At 72.6% G+C, this 19421-nt stretch carries 16 protein-coding genes and 4 tRNA genes; 9 read left to right on the top strand and 11 right to left on the bottom strand.

The features are described 5' to 3' along the window. The 5 genes from ACH4K1_RS28905 to ACH4K1_RS28925 all read right to left on the bottom strand — a co-directional run. Window positions 1–1983, bottom strand: a 1983-nt coding sequence (locus ACH4K1_RS28905) for a DEAD/DEAH box helicase (protein ID WP_398092581.1), incomplete at its 3' end; no start/stop codon positions are given. Between the two features lie 239 nt (window positions 1984–2222). After that, window positions 2223–2801 carry a hypothetical protein gene (locus ACH4K1_RS28910; RefSeq protein ID WP_398092516.1) on the bottom strand — a complete coding sequence of 193 codons (579 nt, stop codon included), beginning with the start codon at window positions 2799–2801 and terminating at the stop codon, window positions 2223–2225. A gap of 341 nt (window positions 2802–3142) precedes the next feature. Continuing rightward, a complete protein-coding gene (locus ACH4K1_RS28915; protein WP_398092517.1) occupies window positions 3143–3517 on the bottom strand; it encodes a fluoride efflux transporter FluC in 375 nt (124 codons plus the stop codon). A 157-nt stretch (window positions 3518–3674) separates the two neighbouring features. Beyond that, window positions 3675–4142, bottom strand: a complete 468-nt coding sequence (locus tag ACH4K1_RS28920) for a fluoride efflux transporter FluC (protein ID WP_398092518.1) — start codon at window positions 4140–4142, stop codon at window positions 3675–3677. Next, on the bottom strand, window positions 4139–4489 hold the full coding sequence (locus ACH4K1_RS28925) for a metallopeptidase family protein (RefSeq protein ID WP_006125792.1): 351 nt from the start codon (window positions 4487–4489) through the stop codon (window positions 4139–4141). The genes ACH4K1_RS28920 and ACH4K1_RS28925 overlap by 4 nt, the downstream gene beginning before the upstream one ends. A gap of 115 nt (window positions 4490–4604) precedes the next feature. On the opposite strand from ACH4K1_RS28925, the gene ACH4K1_RS28930 reads away from it, so the two are divergent. The 4 genes from ACH4K1_RS28930 (at window position 4605) to ACH4K1_RS28945 (ending at window position 6727) form a co-directional block, all read left to right on the top strand. Beyond that, on the top strand, window positions 4605–6365 hold the full coding sequence (locus tag ACH4K1_RS28930; RefSeq protein ID WP_398092519.1) for a metallophosphoesterase: 1761 nt from the start codon (window positions 4605–4607) through the stop codon (window positions 6363–6365). 80 nt (window positions 6366–6445) lie between these two features. Beyond that, window positions 6446–6518: transfer RNA gene (locus tag ACH4K1_RS28935), tRNA-Glu, on the top strand. 38 nt (window positions 6519–6556) lie between these two features. Continuing rightward, window positions 6557–6631 (top strand) — tRNA-Asp (locus tag ACH4K1_RS28940). A 22-nt stretch (window positions 6632–6653) separates the two neighbouring features. Beyond that, window positions 6654–6727: transfer RNA gene (locus ACH4K1_RS28945), tRNA-Phe, on the top strand. A gap of 41 nt (window positions 6728–6768) precedes the next feature. Here ACH4K1_RS28945 and ACH4K1_RS28950 read toward each other — a convergent pair. The 3 genes from ACH4K1_RS28950 to ACH4K1_RS28960 form a co-directional block, all read right to left on the bottom strand. Next, window positions 6769–7644 carry a cytochrome c biogenesis CcdA family protein gene (locus ACH4K1_RS28950; RefSeq protein ID WP_398092520.1) on the bottom strand — a complete coding sequence of 292 codons (876 nt, stop codon included), beginning with the start codon at window positions 7642–7644 and terminating at the stop codon, window positions 6769–6771. Further along, entirely contained in the window at window positions 7641–8450 is an 810-nt protein-coding gene (locus ACH4K1_RS28955) for a DsbA family protein (protein ID WP_398092521.1), read from the bottom strand. Before ACH4K1_RS28955 ends, ACH4K1_RS28950 begins: the two co-directional genes overlap by 4 nt. A gap of 72 nt (window positions 8451–8522) precedes the next feature. Further along, the gene (locus ACH4K1_RS28960; protein ID WP_398092522.1) at window positions 8523–9137 is read right to left on the bottom strand and encodes a hypothetical protein; all 615 of its coding nucleotides are present in this window, start codon (window positions 9135–9137) and stop codon (window positions 8523–8525) included. A gap of 132 nt (window positions 9138–9269) precedes the next feature. Between ACH4K1_RS28960 and hrpA the strand changes: the two genes are divergently transcribed. From hrpA to ACH4K1_RS28975, 3 genes are all read left to right on the top strand, one after another. Continuing rightward, window positions 9270–13217 (top strand): ATP-dependent RNA helicase HrpA, encoded by a 3948-nt coding sequence (hrpA, locus tag ACH4K1_RS28965; RefSeq protein WP_398092523.1) that lies wholly within the window; start codon window positions 9270–9272, stop codon window positions 13215–13217. A 117-nt stretch (window positions 13218–13334) separates the two neighbouring features. Next, window positions 13335–13409: transfer RNA gene (locus ACH4K1_RS28970), tRNA-Asp, on the top strand. 179 nt (window positions 13410–13588) lie between these two features. Beyond that, window positions 13589–13933, top strand: coding sequence for a DUF6274 family protein (locus tag ACH4K1_RS28975; protein WP_398092524.1), 345 nt, complete (start codon window positions 13589–13591; stop codon window positions 13931–13933). Between the two features lie 698 nt (window positions 13934–14631). Here the strand turns inward: ACH4K1_RS28975 and bldC are convergent. Then, window positions 14632–14838, bottom strand: a complete 207-nt coding sequence (bldC, locus tag ACH4K1_RS28980; protein ID WP_003949541.1) for a developmental transcriptional regulator BldC — start codon at window positions 14836–14838, stop codon at window positions 14632–14634. 674 nt (window positions 14839–15512) lie between these two features. Further along, window positions 15513–16355, bottom strand: a complete 843-nt coding sequence (locus tag ACH4K1_RS28985) for a hypothetical protein (RefSeq protein ID WP_398092525.1) — start codon at window positions 16353–16355, stop codon at window positions 15513–15515. A 176-nt stretch (window positions 16356–16531) separates the two neighbouring features. On the opposite strand from ACH4K1_RS28985, the gene ACH4K1_RS28990 reads away from it, so the two are divergent. Beyond that, entirely contained in the window at window positions 16532–17623 is a 1092-nt protein-coding gene (locus ACH4K1_RS28990) for a Leu/Phe/Val dehydrogenase (RefSeq protein WP_398092526.1), read from the top strand. A gap of 279 nt (window positions 17624–17902) precedes the next feature. Further along, window positions 17903–18160, top strand: a complete 258-nt coding sequence (locus tag ACH4K1_RS28995) for a DUF3073 domain-containing protein (RefSeq protein WP_073767899.1) — start codon at window positions 17903–17905, stop codon at window positions 18158–18160. 138 nt (window positions 18161–18298) lie between these two features. On the opposite strand, the gene purM is transcribed toward ACH4K1_RS28995, so the two are convergent. Further along, entirely contained in the window at window positions 18299–19372 is a 1074-nt protein-coding gene (gene purM / locus ACH4K1_RS29000) for a phosphoribosylformylglycinamidine cyclo-ligase (protein WP_398092527.1), read from the bottom strand. Window positions 19373–19421 lie beyond the last annotated feature (49 nt).

A 19421-nucleotide genomic window follows, 5' to 3' on the forward strand; every position in this document is an offset into this window, starting at 1 on the left:
GTTGAACGCCGGACGGTCGTTGTCGCGACGCTCGAAGGAACGGCCACCACGGTCGTCACGGCGGTCGTTGCCACCGGAACGGAAACCACCCGAGGGGCGGTCGTCGCGACGGTCGCGGTTGAACGCCGGACGGTCGTTGTCGCGACGCTCGAAGGAACGGCCACCACGGTCGTCACGGCGGTCGTTGCCACCGGAACGGAAACCACCCGAGGGACGGTCGTTGCCACCGCGGTAGCCGCCACGGTCGCCACCGCGGTTGTCGCGGCGCTCGTAGTTGCCCCGCTCGTCGCGGCGCTGCTCGTCGCGGGCGGCCGGCTGCTCGGGGACGGAGACGGCTGCCACGAGGGCGGCCTCGGCCTCGGCGGCCACCTCGGCCACCGCGGCCTCCGGGTCCTCGCCCCGCTCGCGCGCGGCACGGGCCACCAGGCGGTCGGCCTCCTCGCGCAGCTCGACGGCACGGCGCTGGACCCGCTCCAGCTGCTTCGTCAGGTCGGCGGCCTCGCGCTCGGCCTGCTTGGCGGCGTTGTTCGCGGAGTCGGCCTGGACCTCGGTGAGCGAACGGGCGCCGGTGATCTCGGCGACCTCCGGCTCGAAGACGCCCGCGCCCTGGACGATGTGGCGCGAGGCGTCGACGCCCGCGTCCTCCATCAGGCGGAAGATCTGGCGGCGCTGGTGGGGGAGCGCCAGCGAGACGACGACGCCGGACTTGCCGGCGCGGGCGGTACGGCCCGAGCGGTGCAGGTAGTCCTTGTGGTCGCCGGCCGGGTCCACGTTCAGGACCAGGTCGATGCCGTCGACGTGGATGCCTCGGGCGGCCACGTCGGTCGCGACGAGCGCGTTGACGTAGCCCTTCTTGAAGTCCTCCAGGACCCGCGTACGGGCGCCCTGGGTCATGCCGCCGTGCAGCGCGTCGGCCTTCACGCCGGACTCGATGAGCTGCTCGGCGATGCGGTCGGCGCCCAGCTGGGTGCGGACGAAGATGATCGTGCGGCCCTTGCGGGCGGCGATGGCGGCCGTGACCGGCGCCTTGTCCTTCGGCTTCACGACGAGGACGTGGTGCGACATGGTCGTGACGTTGCCCTGGGCGCTGTCGACCTCGTGCGTGACCGGGTTGGAGAGGTAGCGCTTGACCAGCGTGCCGATCTCGTTCTCCATGGTGGCGGAGAAGAGCATCCGCTGACCACCGGCGGGGATCTGGTCGAGCAGCTCGGTGACCTCGGGCAGGAAGCCCAGGTCCGACATCTGGTCGGCCTCGTCGAGGACGGCGACCTGGACGTCCTCCAGGGAGCAGGCGCCGCGGGTGATGATGTCGCGCAGGCGGCCCGGGGTGGCGACGAGGACGTCGACACCGCGCTCCAGGGCGTAGATCTGGTTGCCCATCGACGTACCGCCGCAGACGACCTTCATCTTGAGGCCGAGCACGTCGCCGTACGGCTGCAGCGCGTCCGCGACCTGCATCGCCAGCTCACGGGTGGGGGTGAGGATGACCGCGCGGGGCTTCTTCTTCTCGGTGCGGCCGCCGGCCAGCGTGGCCAGCGTCGGCAGACCGAAGGAGAGCGTCTTGCCGGAGCCCGTACGGCCACGGCCCAGGATGTCCTTGCCGGCCAGGGCGTCCGGGATGGTCGCCGCCTGGATCGGGAAGGGGGCGGTCACACCGTTCTGCGCGAGCTTGCGGACGATGCCCTCGGGCAGGCCCAGGTCACCGAAGGTGAGGGTCGGCTCGGCGTCGGCCTCGGCCTCGGCGTCCGCGCCCTCCTCGGCGGATGCCTCGGGGGCCGCGGCGGCCTGCGGGTCGTCGGCCTTCTCGGCGTCCTGCTGGTCGGCCTTGTCGGCGACGAAGTCCGCGACGGACTTCTCGGCCACGGGGGCCTTCTCGGCGGCCGGGGTCTTCTCGGCGGCCGGGGCGGACGCGCCGGCGGGGGCCTCGGTCACGGCGGACTCGACGAGCTCGGCGAGCTCGGCGCTGTCGACGTTCTCGGGCATGACGGTGCGGTCAGAACTGGAAATTGACATGCGAAATGCGAAACCTTCCGGAGTCTCGGCACGCGCCCATAACTCCGTGATTCGCAATTTCGACCGCCTCAATGCGGTCCAGCCACGGCAAGGGAGAGTACGCGCCACACGGCGCTCTTCTGTGTCGGCGCCGGGCAATGGGATCAAACGATCTACTACCATACGCACTCCCCCCCACATTGCGCAAACCCGGCGGCGAGAACCCTCCGCTACACCGGTCCCACCTGCGGCGATGCCTCCGGCGTCCAGGGCGGGCCGACGACCTCCCGGCCGCTCATCCCCTGCGCCCGGAGCTGCGCGGCGGGCGAGGCCGAGGGTGACGGTTCCGGCGGGTCGGTGGGCTCCGGCTCGGGCTCCGGGTCCGGGGAGGGCGACGGCGGGGCCGGCGGCTCCGGGACGGTCGGCGGCGGCTCGCCCGGCCCCGGGGTCGAGGGCGTGGGCGTCGGGGGCGGGGCGCCGGCGCCTCGGGTGGGGTCCGGGGCCGCCGGTTCGGGGTGCGGGCCCGCGGGGGTGGCCTTCGGCCCCGCCTCGGAGGCGTCCGGGCGCGGGGTGGCGCCGGGGACGGCCCGGTCCGAGTGGGGGTGGGCGTCCCCGCCGCCCCTTCCGGCCCGCCCGGCGTCGGGGACCGTGTCCGCGGCGGGGTCGGCGTCGGCCCCCCGGGGCCCGGCGGAGCGGGAGGGGCCGGGGGCCCCGGCGTCGTTCTCGCCGACGCTCATACAGCCGGTGGAGGCGGCGATCGTCAGCGCGGTGGCGGCTGCCCAGCGGACGGGGGCGGACAACTGGCGCACGAGGGGCACCTCCGGGACGAGGGAGCGGGGGCGTGGCGTGGGTGGAGCGCGACGCCCGGACGGGCCGGGGCGCCGAACCGGGCGCACCGTGGTGGACGCCGGAACGGAGACCGGGGCGACCGGAACGGAAACCGGCGGCGACCGGCCCGGCGTCGTACCGTGCCCAACTCCCCCGACCCCGCCGGAGACACGCCCGAAACCGCGCCCGCCCCCGCGACGCCCGCCCGAGCCACCCCCGTACGCCGGCCGCTCGCACCGCCCCGATGCCCCGTACGCCGGCCGCTCGCACCACCCCGATGCCCCTGTCACGCCCGCCGGGGCCACCCCCGTGCGCCGGGCCCCTACCCGCCGATCCCGCCCGCCAGCTCCGCCCCCAGGAACACCGCCCCCAGCCCCGTCGGCAGGGAGACCAGCACGTTGGCCGCGGCCAGGAGGGGGCGGCCCGTCTCGGCCAGGCGGAGGGTTTCGTAGGAGAACGTCGAGTACGTGGTCAGCGCCCCGCACAGCCCCGTCGCCAGCAGGGCGTGCACCGGGGAGGAGACCGCCGCGCCGGTCAGCACGCCGAGCAGCAGGCTGCCCGCCGTGTTCACCGCGAAGGTGCCCCAGGGGAAGACGCCCGGGACGCCCGGCCCCTGGCGCGCCCGCACCGCACGGTCCGTCAGGTAGCGCAGGGGTGCGCCCACCGCCCCGCCGAGCGCCACCAGCAGCCAGGTCACGCCGCCCGCCTCCCGCCCCGGACGCCCCCCACGCCCTGGAGGCACCGGAGGCCCCGCACGCCTTGGAGGCACCGGAGGCCCCGTTCGCCCGGGAGACCCCGCTCGCCCCAAACTCCCTGAACGCCCCGGGGGGTCCGCGTGCCCCGGGCCGGCCGGGTCACGTCGTCCGCCCGGTCCGCGGCCCGGCCGACCGCGCACCCCGGTCCAGGGCGGCCCGCGTCGCGACGGCCGCCGCCCCCACCGCGCCGAGCGCGGCCACCGCCGTCGCCACCGTGTACGCCATCGCCACCGCGACCTCCTCACGGGCCAGCAGGCCCCAGGCGCCCGCCGCGTACGTCGAGAAGGTCGTGTAGCCGCCGAGCACCCCGACCCCGAGGAAGGGCCGCACCAGCGGACGCGTGATCCGGCCGCGCTCGGCGGTCAGCACCATCAGCACCCCGATCAGGGCGCAGCCGCTCACGTTGACCGCGAACACCGTCCACGGGAAGCCGCCCGTCCCGGGCCACAGAACCAGCGCCCCGTACCGGGCGAGCGCCCCGAGCGCGCCGCCGGCGGCGACCGCCGCGAGCACCCGGCTCTGCGGTGCGGCGGGCGGGCCGGGCCGCGGCGGCTCCTGCTCGCTCATCCGTAGCCCAGGGCGTGCAACCGCTCGTCGTCGATGCCGAAGTGGTGGGCGATCTCGTGGACCACGGTGATCTCGGTCTCCGCGACGACGTCCTCCTGCGTCTCGCACATCCGCAGGGTCGGGCCCCGGTAGATGGTGATCCGGTCCGGCAGCACTCCCGCGTACCACTCGCCGCGGTCGGTGAGCGGCGTGCCCTCGTAGAGCCCGAGCAGATCGGGGTCGCCGGGGTCCGGTTCGTCCTCGACGAACACCGCCACGTTGTCCATCAGCCGCGTCAACTCCGGCGGAATCCGGTCCAGAGCCTGGCTCACCAGCTCTTCGAACTGTTCGCGCGTCATCTCCAGCACCCGGTCATTGTCCCGTACGGGGGCGGCGGACGGGCCGTACGCGTCGGCGCCTCCTCGCCCCGTTCCGCCCCCGCCACCCGGCATGACGGAGCCCGTACCGGGGCATACGCGCCCAATGGTCCGCGCCCCGTTCCGTGCCGCAGCCGACCGCGTCCGGCACCGCCTCAGCCAGCTCGTCCGCACGAAGTCCGACCGCCCCGGCTCCGGCGGCACGAAGGCCGGCGGTCCCGAGCCCGAGCGCCCCGGATCCGGCCGCGCGAAGGCCGGCGGCCGGGCGCCCGGCGGCCCCGCGCCGGGCAGCCTCCCGGGACGCGCCGCGAACGGCCCCCGGCCGCCGCGCACCGGCCCGGCGGCCGCCGGTGACCTGGCGTCCCCCGCCCGCCGCCCCTTCCTCCGCGCCCTCGGCATGCTGGCCGTGGTCGTGCTGGGGGCCTGGCTGGGGCTGCTCGCCGTGGGCAGCATCCGTACGCCGGTCGGCCCCATGGACACCGACATGGCGCTGCGCCCCTCCCTCAGCGGCGGCAGCAGGATCAACATTTCCCCGCTCGGCGCGCTGGAACTGGACTCGCACATCGCGCCGCTCCGGCTCGACGTGGACGTGGACCGCCTCGACCCCGAGCGCTCCCAGGCCCTGGTCGACCGGCCGGAACGGTTCTCCAACCTCCAGGACGAGGTCACCCGGGACGTCGCCTCCGGCACCCGCGAGCTGGCCGTGCGCTCCTGCGTCGCCGTCGTCTCCGGGGCGGTCGCGCTCGGCCTCGTCGTCTACCGCCGCCCCCGCCGCGCCCTGGCCGCCGGGGGGCTCGCCCTCACCCTGCTGGCCGCCTCGGGCGTCAGCGCGTACGCCACCTGGAACCCGAAGTCCGTCCTGGAACCGAAGTTCTCCGGGCTGCTCTCCAGCGCCCCGTCCCTGGTCGGCGACGCCCGTTCCATCGTCACCGAGTTCGACCTCTACCAGCGGGAACTGGCCCGGCTGGTCACCAACGTCACCAAGCTGTACGACGCGACCTCCACGCTCCCCGTCTACCAGCCCGACCCCGGCACGATCCGGGTCCTGCACGTCTCCGACATCCATCTGAACCCGGCCGCGTGGCACATCATCGCCTCGCTCGTCGAGCAGTACGAGATCGACGTCATCGTCGACTCCGGCGACACCATGGACCACGGCTCCGCCGCGGAGAACGGCTTCCTCGACCCGATCCGCGACCTCGGCGCGCCCTACGTGTGGGTGCGCGGCAACCACGACTCCCCCGTCACCCAGGCGTACCTGAAGAAGTTCGAGAACGTCCACGTACTCGACGACGGCGCGGCGGTGAACGTCGGCGGGCTGCGGATCGCGGGCACCGGCGACGTCTCCTTCACCCCGGACCGGACCGGCCCCGGCGGCAACAAGGAGGCCGCCCGGCTGGAGGGCATGCGCCTGGCCTCCGCGCTGCGCGACCAGGAGCGCGCCGGCACCCCGGCCGACATCGCCGTCGCCCACGACCCGAACACCGCCCGCGAGACCGACGGCACGGTCCCGCTGGTGCTCTCCGGCCACTACCACCGGCGGATCAACGAGCAGCTGAAGTTCGGCACCCGGCTGAAGGTCGAGGGCTCCACCGGAGGCGGCGGACTGCGCGCCGTGCAGAACGAGAAGCCCGAGAAGGTGCACGCCTCGGTGCTCTACATGGACCGCTCGACCCGCCGCCTCCAGGCGTGGGACGAGATCACGCTGGGCGGCCTCGGGCTGACGACCGCCGAGGTCGGCCGCCATCTCCCGGAGGAGAACCTCAAGGAGGGCGGCTCCGCCTCCCCCACCCCGTCGCCGTCCTCCTCGCCCTCCGCGGGAGCCTCGCCGGGCCGCTCCCCGGGGCGCCCCACCCCGTCGCCGTAAACCGTTTTGGCGATAGCTCCACCCATCCCATATGCTTCTCACGTCCCCGACGCGCTGCAAAGCGAACCGGCGGGCCAATAGCCCTCATCGTCTAGTGGCCCAGGACGCCGCCCTTTCAAGGCGGTAGCACGGGTTCGAATCCCGTTGGGGGCACGTTTCACCGTGTGCGAGACTTGTTTCGCACATTGCTTGGTCCTGTGGAGCAGTTTGGAGTGCTCGCCACCCTGTCAAGGTGGAGGCCGCGGGTTCAAATCCCGTCAGGACCGCTTGCAGCCCCAGCGGCTGCGTGGCTGGGTAGCTCAGTTGGTACGAGCGATCGCCTGAAAAGCGATAGGTCGCCGGTTCGATCCCGGCCCCAGCCACCTCTCGAAGGCCCCGTCCACCGGACGGGGCCTTCGCCGTGTCACACCTTCTCGGCCTTCTCGGTCTCCTCGGCCCCCGCGTCGGGTGTCCCGTCCGCGCCGCGCCGCCGCCTCATCCGTACGCCCAGGACCAGCAGCGCCAGCAGCACCGCCCCGGCCAGCGCGGCCAGGTCCGGCACCCGCTCGCCGAGCCGCTGCGCCCACTGCTCGACCGCGAACGAACCGTCGACCCCCAGCAGACCGGGCAGCGCGGTCGTCCCGTCGTACACGAGGAACAGCGTGCCGAGCCCGATGAAGAACAGGCCCGACAGCAGCGACGTGGTGTGCAGCTCGAACCGGCCGAGGCGCACGGTCCGGCCGCGCAGCCAGGACCGGCGGCCGAGGTCGAAGCGTTCCCACAGCAGGGCGAGGACGAACAGGGGGACCGCCATGCCGAGCGCGTACACCGCCAGCAGCAGCCCTCCGTAGACCGGGCTGCCGCTGACCGCCGCCACGGTCAGGACGCTGCCGAGGATCGGGCCCGCGCAGAAGCCGGCCAGGCCGTAGACCGCGCCGAGCGCGTAGACGGAGAACGCCGTGGTGGGGCGGATACGCCCGCTGAGTTCGGCCATCCGCCGCGAGGCGAAGCCGAGGCCGACGATCTGCGCCGCGCCGAGGGCGATGATCAGCCAGCCGGCGCCGGTGACGAGGGCGTCGCGGTGGCCGTAGAACAGCCGCCCGGCGTACGAACCGGCCGCCCCGAGCGGGACGAGGGTGGTGGCGAGCCCGGCGTAGAAGATGCCGGTGCGGGCCAGCAGCCGGGAGGCGGAGTCGATGGAGTACGCGAAGAACGCCGGCAGCAGCAGCGCGCTGCACGGGCTGACCAGGGCGAGCAGCCCGCCGAGGAACGCCGCGAAGTAGCCGATGTCCGCCGTCACTTGGCGGGCTCCCCGGCCTGGCCCGCCCCGGTCGCCCTCGCCTGCTCGGCGGCGGCCTCGATGGCGCGGGTGAACGTCTCCTCCGGCTGGGCGCCCGCGATGGGGCGGCCGTTGATCAGGAACGACGGCGTGGACGTGGCGCCGATCCCGTACCCCTGCTCCTGGTCCTTCTTGACCGCCGCACGGGCCGCGTCGCCGTCGAGGTCCTTCATGAACCGGTCCAGGTCCTTCACCCCGGCCTCCAGGGCGAGCCCCTTGATCCGGTCCTTGCCGAAGCCCTTCTCCTTCGCCCCCTCGGCGTAGGCGGCACCGTGGAACTCCCAGAAGCGGTTCTGCTGCCCGGCGGCCCAGGCGGCCCGTGCCGCGCTCTCGGACTCCTCGCCGAAGATCGGGAAGTTGCGCCACTCGATGCGCAGCGTGCCGTCCTCCACGTACTTCTCGATCAGTTCCGGCTCGGTGTCCCGGGCGAACTTGCCGCAGTAGCCGCACTTGAAGTCGGCGTACTCGATCAGGACGACCGGGGCGTCCGGGCGGCCGATGGCCAGCTTGTCGTCCGCGTCCCGGCGGGCGAGCTTCGCCAGCTCCGGGTAGACGCCCTCGGCCGGGTCGGCGGAGACCTCGGCGGCGGGGCCGGTGGCGGTGGTGTCGTCGGAGGACGTGTCGGGGGAGGTGGCCCGGTACGAGGCGAACCCGAGCAGCCCGGCGGCGACCACCACCACCGCGCCGTAGACGAGGGGCTTCTTCGATGCGGGAGCGGGCTTCTTGGAGGCGGGCTTCGGGGGTGCGGGCTTCTTGGACGTGGGCATGCGGCACTCCGTGCTGGTGCGGAAAGGGAGGGAAAGGAGAGGCAGGAGGTGGGGCGGGCGGTGCGGGCCCGCCTACACCCGCAGCACGGAGAGTTCGACGGGCGTCGGGGTGTACGGGGCCGGGGCGCGGGCCCGGACCCCCGGCGGCGACTCGGCCGAGGGCGCCCCCGTGGCGGCGGGCAGCCCCCACGGAGCGAGGCCCGGCGCCTGGTCGTGGCCGCCCCGGGCACGGGAGGGCACGGCGGGCTCACCGTCGTGGTCGCGGAGCTTGCCGCAGCCGGGAACGGGGGCGTCGTCGGCCTCTACCTCGGCCCCTGCCGGGACGCCGGCGTCGGCGGTCTCGGAGGCGGAGGCCGGGAAGCTTGTCTCGGCGCCCCCGGAGGCGGAGACCGGGACGCTCGTCCCGGCGGCCCCGGGCGCGGAAGCCGGTGCACTCGCCTCGACGACCGCGAAGGCGGGGGCCGGGCCTGCCGGGGTCCGCGCGGCGGCGGCCCCGGTCGCGGGGGCCACCGCGTCCGCCGGGGCGACCGAACCGGCCGCCCGGCCCGCGTCCCGGGCCAGGACCCGCACGTCGGAAGCAGCCCGTACGCCGCCCTCACCGGCGCCCCCGAAGGCCGCCGGCCCGCACAGCAGCCCCGCCACCACCGCGAGCAGCGCCGTCAGGCTCCACCACTGCGTACGGGACACGGGACCGGGCCTTTCTCGCGTGAGCGGCGGTGACGGGGCGTTCGGCTGCCCGAAATGGTACGTGCCGCGTGACGCAGCCCGCGCGAAATGAGGTCGCCACCGAACCGGCCCGGGTGAGATCCTGGGAGCCGTATGTCTACTTCCTTCGCCGATCTCCAGTCCCAGCTCGGACAGCTCTCGCTCCGCGACGCGAACCGGCTCGGCCGGCGCCTCGAAGGAGCGCGCCGCATCCGCAAGCCCGAGGCCCGCCAGTCCGTGCTGGACGAGATCGCGGCCGAGGCGGGCAGGGCGGCCGAACGGCTCGCGGCGCGCGCGGCCCGGCTGCCCGCCCTGTCGTACCCGGACGAGCTGCCCGTCAGCCAGAAGAAGGACGAGATCCTGGAGGCGATACGCGACCACCAGGTCGTCATCGTCGCCGGAGAGACCGGGTCCGGGAAGACCACGCAGCTCCCCAAGATCTGTATGGAGCTGGGGCGCGGCGTCCGGGGCATGATCGGGCACACCCAGCCCCGCCGGATCGCCGCCCGCACGGTCGCGGAGCGGGTCGCGGACGAGCTGAGGACGCCGCTGGGCGAGACCGTCGGCTGGAAGGTCCGCTTCACCGACCAGGTGAACCCGGAGTCGACGTATCTGAAGGTGATGACCGACGGCATCCTGCTCGCGGAGATCCAGACGGACCGCGATCTGCTGGCGTACGACACGATCATCATCGACGAGGCCCACGAGCGGTCGCTCAACATCGACTTCCTGCTCGGCTATCTGGCCCGGCTGCTGCCCCGCCGTCCCGACCTGAAGGTCGTCATCACCTCGGCGACCATCGACCCGGAGCGGTTCGCGCGCCACTTCGGGGACGCCCCGATCGTGGAGGTCAGCGGGCGGACGTACCCGGTGGAGGTGCGGTACCGGCCCCTGCTGGAGGACGACAGCGAGGACTCCGACCGCGACCAGATCACCGCGATCTGCGACGCCGTCGACGAGCTGGGCCAGGAGGCCCCCGGCGACATCCTGGTCTTCCTCTCCGGCGAGCGGGAGATCCGGGACACGGCGGACGCGCTGAACAAGCGGAACCTCCGGCACACCGAGGTCCTCCCCCTCTACGCCCGCCTCTCGCACGCCGAGCAGCACCGCGTCTTCCAGCGCCACACGGGCCGCCGCATCGTGCTGGCGACCAACGTGGCCGAGACCTCGCTGACGGTCCCCGGCATCAAGTACGTGATCGACCCGGGCACCGCCCGCATCTCCCGCTACAGCCACCGCACCAAGGTCCAGCGGCTGCCGATCGAGCGGATCTCCCAGGCCAGCGCCAACCAGCGCAAGGGCCGCTGCGGCCGTACGTCGGACGGCATCTGCATCCGGCTCTACTCCGAGGACGACTTCCTCACCCGGCCGGAGTTCACCGACGCCGAGATCCTGCGCACCAACCTGGCCTCCGTCATCCTCCAGATGACCGCCGCCGGGCTCGGGGACATCGAGAAGTTCCCCTTCATCGACCCGCCGGACCACCGCAACATCCGCGACGGCGTGCAGCTCCTCCAGGAGCTGGGGGCGCTCGAACAGGCGGAGAAGTCCCCCCAGGAGGGGAAGAAGGGGCAGCGGCTGACGCCCCTCGGCCGCAAGCTCTCCCAGCTGCCCGTGGACCCGCGCCTGGCCCGGATGGTCATCGAGGCCGACCGCAACGGCTGCGCCCGCGAGGTCATGGTCATCGCCGCCGCGCTCTCCATCCAGGACCCGCGCGAGCGGCCCGCCGAGAAGCAGACGCAGGCGGACCAGCAGCACGCCCGGTTCAAGGACGAGACGTCCGACTTCCTGGCGTACCTGAACCTGTGGGCGTACGTCCGCGAGCAGCAGAAGGAGCGCGGATCGTCCTCGTTCCGCCGGATGTGCAAGCAGGAGTACCTGAACTTCCTGCGCATCCGCGAATGGCAGGACATCTACGCGCAGCTGCGCACGGTGGCCAAGCAGATGGGCATCACGGTCGAGGAGCCCAAGGCGGACGCCTCCGTTCCGGAGCAGGCGGTGCACACCTCGCTGCTGGCCGGCCTGCTGTCGCACATCGGGCTCAAGGACACCGAGAAGAACGAGTACCTGGGCGCGCGCGGCGCCAAGTTCGCGATCTTCCCCGGCTCGGCGCTGTTCAAGAAGCAGCCCCGGTTCGTGATGTCGGCGGAGCTGGTGGAGACCTCCCGGCTGTGGGCGCGGGTCAACGCCAAGGTCGAGCCCGAGTGGATCGAACCGCTGGCCCAGCACCTGGTGAAGCGCACCTACAGCGAGCCGCACTGGGAGAAGGACCAGGCGGCGGTGATGGCGTACGAGCGGGTCACCCTCTACGGCGTGCCGATCGTCGCCCAGCGCAAGGTCAATTTCGGCCGGATCGACCAGGAGGCGTCGCGGGAGCTGTTCATCCGCAACGCCCTGGTCGAGGGCGACTGGCGCACCCACCACCAGTTCTTCCATGACAATCGCAAACTCCTCGGCGAGGTCGAGGAGTTGGAGCACCGGGCCCGCCGCCGCGACATCCTCGTGGACGACGAGACGCTGTTCGACTTCTACGACCGGCGGATTCCCGAGCACATCGTCTCGGGGGCGCACTTCGACTCCTGGTGGAAGCAGAAGAAGCGCGAGGAGCCGGACGCCCTCGACTTCGAGCGCTCCATGCTCATCAACGAGAAGGCGGGGACCGTCACCAAGGACGACTACCCGGACTCCTGGCGGCAGGGGAAGCTCAAGTTCAAGGTGACGTACCAGTTCGAGCCCGGCGCGGACGCGGACGGCGTGACCGTCCACGTACCGCTCCAGGTGCTCAACCAGGTGACGGCCGAGGGCTTCGACTGGCAGATCCCGGGGCTGCGCGAGGAGGTCGTCACCGAGCTGATCCGCTCGCTGCCGAAGCCGATCCGCCGGCACTACGTCCCCGCGCCGAACTACGCGGAGAAGTTCCTGGACCGGGCGGTCCCGCTCCAGGAGCCGCTGCCGGTCACGCTGGCCCGGGAGCTCCAGCGGATGGTCGGCGTACCGGTCACGGCCGACGACTTCGACCTCTCCCGCGTCCCGGACCACCTCAAGATCACGTTCCGGATCGTCGACGAGCGGCGGCGCCGGGTCGCGGAGGGCAAGGACCTGGAGGCGCTGAAGCTCACGCTGCGCCCCAAGGCCCGCCAGGCGCTCTCCCAGGCCGCCGCGGCGACCGCGGGCCCCTCCGGCGAGTCCATCGAGCGCTCGGGGCTCACGGACTGGACCATCGGCACGCTGGACAAGGTCTTCGAGACCCGTCGCGCCGGGCAGCCGGTGAAGGCGTACCCGGCCCTCGTCGACCAGGGCGCCACCGTGGCCGTACGCCTCTTCGACACCGAGGCCGAGCAGCAGCAGGCGATGTGGCGCGGCACCCGGCGGCTGATCATGCTGAACATCCCGGTGAACCCGGCGAAGTTCGCCTCGGACCGGCTGAGCAACCAGCAGAAGCTGGCGCTGTCCCGCAACCCGCACGGTTCGGTGCAGGCCCTCTTCGAGGACTGCGCCACCGCCGCCGCCGACCGGCTGATCGCCGCGCACGGCGGTCCCGCGTGGGACGAGAAGGCGTTCCGGACGCTCTACGACAAGGTGCGCGCGGACCTGGTGGACCTCACCGTCCGCACGATCGACCAGGTGCAGCAGGTCCTGGCCGCGTGGCAGGCGTGCGAGCGCCGGCTGAAGGCGACCAACAGCCTGACGCTGGTGGCCAACGTCGCCGACGTGCGCGAGCAGCTGGCCCGTCTCGTACCGTCCGGTTTCGTCACGGCCACCGGGCTGCGCCGGCTGCCGGACCTGATGCGCTACCTGGTGGCGGCCGACCGGCGGCTCCAGCAGATGCCGACGGCCGTGCAGCGGGACACCACCCGGATGGAGAAGGTCCACGAGATGCAGGACGAGTACGCCTGGCTGCTGGAGCAGTTCCCGCAGGGGCGGCCGGTACCCCAGGAAGTGCGGGACCTCCGCTGGATGATCGAGGAGCTGCGCGTCAGCTACTTCGCCCATGCCCTGGGCACCGCTTTCCCCGTCTCGGACAAGCGGATCGTGAAGGCGATCGACGCCCTGGCGCCCTGACGCGGCACGGGGCGGGGACGGTGACGGGGTCGCCACCAGGAGTGAAGTCGACCTGGACCTCTTCCCTCCTGTACAGTCTGGTTTCGCAGCAAGCCGCAAGGCAAGCGGCGAAAACCTGGTCCTGTGGAGCAGTTTGGAGTGCTCGCCACCCTGTCAAGGTGGAGGCCGCGGGTTCAAATCCCGTCAGGACCGCAGTGGAGAAAGCCCGGATCGTTTCGATCCGGGCTTTCTCGCGTCTTGACGGGCCCCCTCCGCCCCGGGTACCCCGTAGAGCAGAGGCTGTCCCTGCATCCCGGCGCCCCTCGGCCGCACTCGGCGCTTGTGGCGCCACGTACGGCGGGGACGGCCGGGCCCACCGGGAGGTGGCTCGCATGTCCGCGTCCACGGCACGACACGAGATCCGCGCGCTGCTGCGCGCCCATCTGGCGGCCGCTTCCGCCTATCGCCACCTCACCGGCCGCTGCGCGGTCTGCCACCGCCTCCTGCGGCTCGCCATGGAGCCCGGCGGCGACGGGGAGCCCACCGCCGCCGCCCCCGCCGCCGTCTCGGCAGCCGCCGGGGCCGGCCCGGGCGCCGACGACCGGGGCGAGGGGGCCGCCGGACAGCCGGACGGGCGGGGGCGCGAGGACCGCCTCCCGGACGGGAACCCGACCGGAGACCCCGGAAAGCGGGCCGCGGAGGAACGGGCCGGGGCCGAAAGACCCTCCCCGACATGACCATCGGCCGGGTGCTTCCCCCTCCACGCAGTGGCACTCTGGGAGTTGGCAAGCATCAGGCGGTGTGACGGTAGTCACCGAAAGAGTTTTCAGACTGGGGGATTTTACGCCTCCCCTACAACTGGTGAATTTAATATGTGCAATTGCACGGGGCCGATCACTGGGGGCGGCCCCCGGGAGACCGTTCCGTCCGGGGGTGTCCCACCGCGTCCCCCGCCCCCTCCGGGACGCTCAGCCACACTCCCGCCCAGACCCGCCCACAGCCCCACGAAGGCCTCCGGACCCGTGGGCCGCCCCTGTCGGCCGACGGCGCGCCGGGGGCCCTCCGGCCCCCGAAGCCGACCGACCGCCCGGTTCTGGACCGGTACCGGCCCGCAAGGCCGGGAGCGGCCCCGGAGGGCCCCCAGGGCGCGCAGGAGGCCCGGTCGGAGCCGCGCGGGCAGGAACTCGCCCCCGCGGAGGGGGAGGGAGGCCGTTCAGGGCACAAAAAAGATCGCGCTGGACCCGGCGGAGTCCAGCGCGATCGATACGACGACACCCGTGAGACACAGGTGTGACGCCCGTTGGGGCAGGCGTCCGTCGAGTGGAGCTATGGGCGGGCGACTGGGGTTGGGGGACCCGACAGCTGCCCGATGTGGTGCTGTGCTGCGTTACTGCGGTACTGCCGAACTGCTGTTTCTGCTGCGAGGCAGGGGTGTTCAGGCCTCGCTGCGCTGCTGCGGAATACCCGCCAGCAGTGCGCGGACCTCCGCCTCGCGGTACCGGCGGTGTCCACCGAGCGTGCGGATGGACGTGAGCTTGCCGGCCTTGGCCCAACGGGTGACCGTCTTCGGGTCCACGCGGAACATCGTGGCAACCTCAGCCGGGGTCAGCAGCGGCTCGGCATCAGGGGTGCGAGCGGTCATGAGCGGCCTCCTCGGGAGAACCGAACCTTCTCGGTTCTTTCCTTTAAATTCTGCACCTTGACCCGCGTTGCCCGAAATGGCGGACGCGGGCCGAGTCGGTTATAGGACGAACGGCTTGTCCTCGGCACTACAACTACACCATCCGTCCAGCCGCGTCGGCCAAACCGATGGAATTGCCCTCCCAGGTGTTCATCAGCGACGGAAAGCCGATGGACCATGCCATAGCGGACAGTCACACCCCGGTGACGATCAGTCACAGAGCGATCAGGAGTCGTCAAACCCCCCATAGCGTGCAATGTCGAGCATTCTGCCCTTACTTGGACAGAAGGAGCCCTCCCCGGACTCCTTGTCCTATTTTGGCATGAGGAGTAGGGATAGGCGCAAGGGCCCCGTTAGTGCCGTCCATCACGCATGAGGCTTAGGCCCGGTTCGGGACGTAGGTCCCTGGATCGGCGGCGCACCGCTCCCGCCTCCCCCTTCACACGTGTCACACCGGACGCAGGTTCACGGCCCGTCACCTGCCCGTCGAGCCCTCTCCGTCACCCTCCGCCGGGCGACGCGACCTCCTCCTCCCGTACGGACGGGCCCCGGTGGCCGTCCGCCGGCCTCCCGGCCGTCCTGGAAGAAGGATGCCCCGGTTCCGTCGCCTTGATGCCGCTGTGGGTCTTTTCACGTCAATTGGTGAACTGCCGGTCCCGGACCGCCCGCCAGCGCTCCGCCAGCCGCGCGTACGCCTCCGCCGCGCCCCCTTCGTCCCCGGCCCGCAGCGCGGTGAGCCCCTCCGCCACATCCGCCGCCGACCGGTCCCCCGCCAACTGCTCCGCCGGCAGGGCGTGCACCAGGCCCCCGTAGTCCAGCTCGACCAGGGAGCGCGGGTGGAACTCCTCCAGCCAGCGCCCCACGTCCACCAGCCCTTCGGTCAGCAGGCCCTCGGGAACGTTCTCCCGCAGGGTCCGCAGCGCCCGCGCCAGCCGGCGGCGGGCCTCGACCATGGGGGTGCGGTAGCGCAGGACCGGCCCCTCCTCCCCGTCCCCCGGCCGGTACTCCCGCTCCTCGTCGCCGAAGAGGACGAACCAGCGCACCGGCACCTGCCACACCGTGGTCCGGATCCACGGCCGCGCGTCCGGATGGCGCCGCTGCCAGCGCTGGTGGTCCACCGCCGCCTGGCCGCGCACCACCGCGGGCAGCACGGCGTCGAGCACGTTGGCCGGAAACATCCCCTCCAGCTCCTCCAGGGCCAGCCAGCCGCGCAGCCTGGTCCGCCACGGGCAGACGCACACCACCCCGTCCACCTCCGCCACGAACGCGTCACCGCTCTCGTGGACCGGCACCCCGACCGGCGGCGTCGCCGCCAAGTCCGCGAGCGAGCGGCGCAGTTCGTCCTGGGCCGTGGGGAGGTCCCCGCGCCGCGCGTAGCGCGCCCAGTGGCTCCGCTCGGGCTCCGCGAAGGCGGCGAGCGGCTCATAGACCCGGAGATACGACGTGTAAGGGACGAGCACCGAAGACACCACCGACATGCAGCGCATCGTGTCACGGCGGATCACCCGCAGGGGGTGATCCTTCGCAGGGGGGCAGATCCGCGCCGCCGGAAGACTTACGCTCGTGCCCGTCGGACCGGCCGAGCCGGTCGGTCCGAGACCCTCCCCACCCTCAGGAGGGTCTTCCGCCGCTTCGTTGTTTGGGAGTCACCACAGTGACCGATGTGACCGGCGCGCCCGTCGATGTACTGCACACCCTGTTCCACTCCGACCAGGGAGGCCACGAACAGGTCGTGCTCTGCCAGGACCGCGCCAGCGGTCTCAAGGCCGTCATCGCGCTCCACTCCACCGCCCTGGGCCCCGCCCTCGGCGGCACCCGCTTCTACCCCTACGACTCCGAGGCCGACGCCGTCGCCGACGCGCTGAACCTCGCGCGCGGGATGTCGTACAAGAACGCCCTGGCCGGCCTCGACCACGGGGGCGGCAAGGCCGTCATCATCGGAGACCCCGAGCAGATCAAGAGCGAGGAACTCCTCCTCGCCTACGGCCGGTTCGTCGCCTCGCTCGGCGGCCGGTACGTCACCGCCTGCGATGTCGGCACCTACGTCGCCGACATGGACGTCGTCGCCCGCGAGTGCCGCTGGACCACCGGCCGCTCCCCCGAGAACGGCGGCGCGGGCGACTCCTCCGTGCTCACCGCGTTCGGCGTCTTCCAGGGGATGCGCGCCTCGGCCCAGCACCTGTGGGGCGACCCCTCGCTGCGCGGCCGCAAGGTCGGCGTCGCCGGGGTCGGCAAGGTGGGCCGCCACCTCGTCGAGCACCTGCTCTCCGACGGGGCCGAGGTCGTGATCACCGACGTCCGCGAGGAGTCGCTGCGCCGGATCACCGAGCTGCACCCCGAGGTCGCCGTGGCGGCCGACACCGACGCCCTGATCCGCACCGAGGGCCTGGACGTCTACGCGCCGTGCGCCCTCGGCGGCGCGCTGAACGACGCGACCGTGCCGGTGCTCACCGCGAAGGTGGTGTGCGGCGCGGCCAACAACCAGCTCGCGCACCCGGGGGTGGAGAAGGATCTGGCCGACCGGTCGGTTCTGTACGCCCCCGACTACGTGGTCAACGCCGGTGGGGTGATCCAGGTGGCCGACGAGCTGCACGGCTTCGACTTCGACCGGTGCAAGGCGAAGGCGACGAAGATCTTCGACACCACGCTGGAAATATTCGCACGTGCGAAGGCGGACGGGATTCCGCCGGCCGCGGCGGCCGACCGGCTCGCCGAGCAGCGCATGGCGGAGGCGCGCACCCGCTGACCGGGCGCGCGAGCGGCCCGCCGACCGGGGAGACAAGGTTCACGCCGGTCGGCGGGTCGTACCTCCACAAGAGGTTAAAATCGCAGTTGACCAGCGAGGAAGGGGCTCCTCGGTGGCCCCGTGCCGGGACCGGAACGCGGGCGGCGTACCGTATGGCCACGGAAGCAGGTACCGTTAAAGCCCTACGGGCACGGTCTCCCTCCGGGGAGTCCGTCCTGAAACATGAACGCGTGTCAAGACTCTGGGGCCGTCGAGCCCCGTCACCGAGGGGGTCGAGCCATGGGGCGCGGCCGGGCAAAGGCCAAGCAGACCAAGGTCGCCCGCCAGCTGAAGTACAGCACCGGCGGGACTGATCTGTCGCGTCTGGCCAATGAGCTGGGCGCATCGCCTTCGAGTCAGCCACCGAACGCAGAGCCGTTCGAGGATGACGAGGAGGATGACCCGTACGCACAGTACGCGGATCGCTACAACCAGGACGATGACGACGATCAGGACGATCAGTCCGGCCCGTCGTCATCACAGCGCCGCGGCGCCTGACCTCGCGCTGACACTTCAACCCGGTCCGGGCCAGCCCCGGGCCGGGTTCTGTGTGTCCCGATCCGGGCGGCCGGGCCGGGCGCCGGCTGATGCGCGGGGCGCCGGGCGGTCCGCCCGGCGCTCCGCGCACACGGCCGGCTAGCGCGCGTAGTCGCCGGTCAGCTCGGCGCCGGTCGCGTGGTCGCCGCGGTCGACGATCTCGCCGGCGACCCAGGAGTCGACCCCTCGGTCGGCCAGCGTCGTCAGCGCGGCGTCCACCGACTCCGCCGGGACGATCGCGATCATGCCGACGCCCATGTTGAGCGTCTTCTCCAGCTCCAGCCGCTCGACCTTCCCGGCCTTGCCGACCAGGTCGAAGACCGCGCCGGGCGTCCAGGTGGAGCGGTCCACCGTGGCGTGCAGGCCGTCCGGGATCACCCGCGCCAGGTTGTTCGCCAGCCCGCCGCCGGTGACGTGGCTGAAGCCGTGCACATCGGTCGTCCGGGTGAGCGCCAGGCAGTCCAGGGAGTAGATCCGGGTGGGCTCCAGCAGCTCCTCGCCGAGCGTGCGGCCGAACTCCTCGACCTCGCGGTCCAGGGACCAGCCGGCCCGGTCGAAGACCACGTGGCGGACGAGCGAGTACCCGTTGGAGTGAAGACCGGAGGACGCCATGGCGATCACCGCGTCGCCCTCGCGGATGCGGTCGGGTCCGAGCAGGCGGTCGGCCTCGACCACGCCCGTACCGGCCCCGGCGACGTCGAAGTCGTCCGGGCCCAGCAGCCCGGGGTGCTCGGCCGTCTCGCCGCCGACCAGGGCGCAGCCCGCCAGGACGCAGCCCTCGGCGATGCCCTTCACGATGGCGGCGACCCGCTCGGGGTGCACCTTGCCGACGCAGATGTAGTCGGTCATGAACAGCGGTTCGGCGCCGCAGACGACGAGGTCGTCCACGACCATGCCGACCAGGTCGCGGCCGATGGTGTCGTACACGCCCATCCGGCGCGCCAGGTCCACCTTGGTGCCCACGCCGTCGGTGGCGGAGGCCAGCAGGGGCCGCTCGTAGCGCTTGAGCGCCGAGGCGTCGAAGAGGCCGGCGAAGCCGCCCAGGCCGCCGAGGCCCGCGACCTCGGGGCGCTGCGTCTTCTTCACCCACTCCTTCATCAGCTCGACGGCGCGGTCGCCGGCTTCGATGTCGACGCCGGCCGCCGCGTAGGAGGCACCTGTTGTCTCAGACATGGCGTGGGATCTTTCGTGTGGAGATACGGGGCTGGTGGGGGATGCGGCG

The organism is Streptomyces sp. NPDC017448, from assembly GCF_044330565.1.
Lineage (GTDB): Bacteria > Actinomycetota > Actinomycetes > Streptomycetales > Streptomycetaceae > Streptomyces.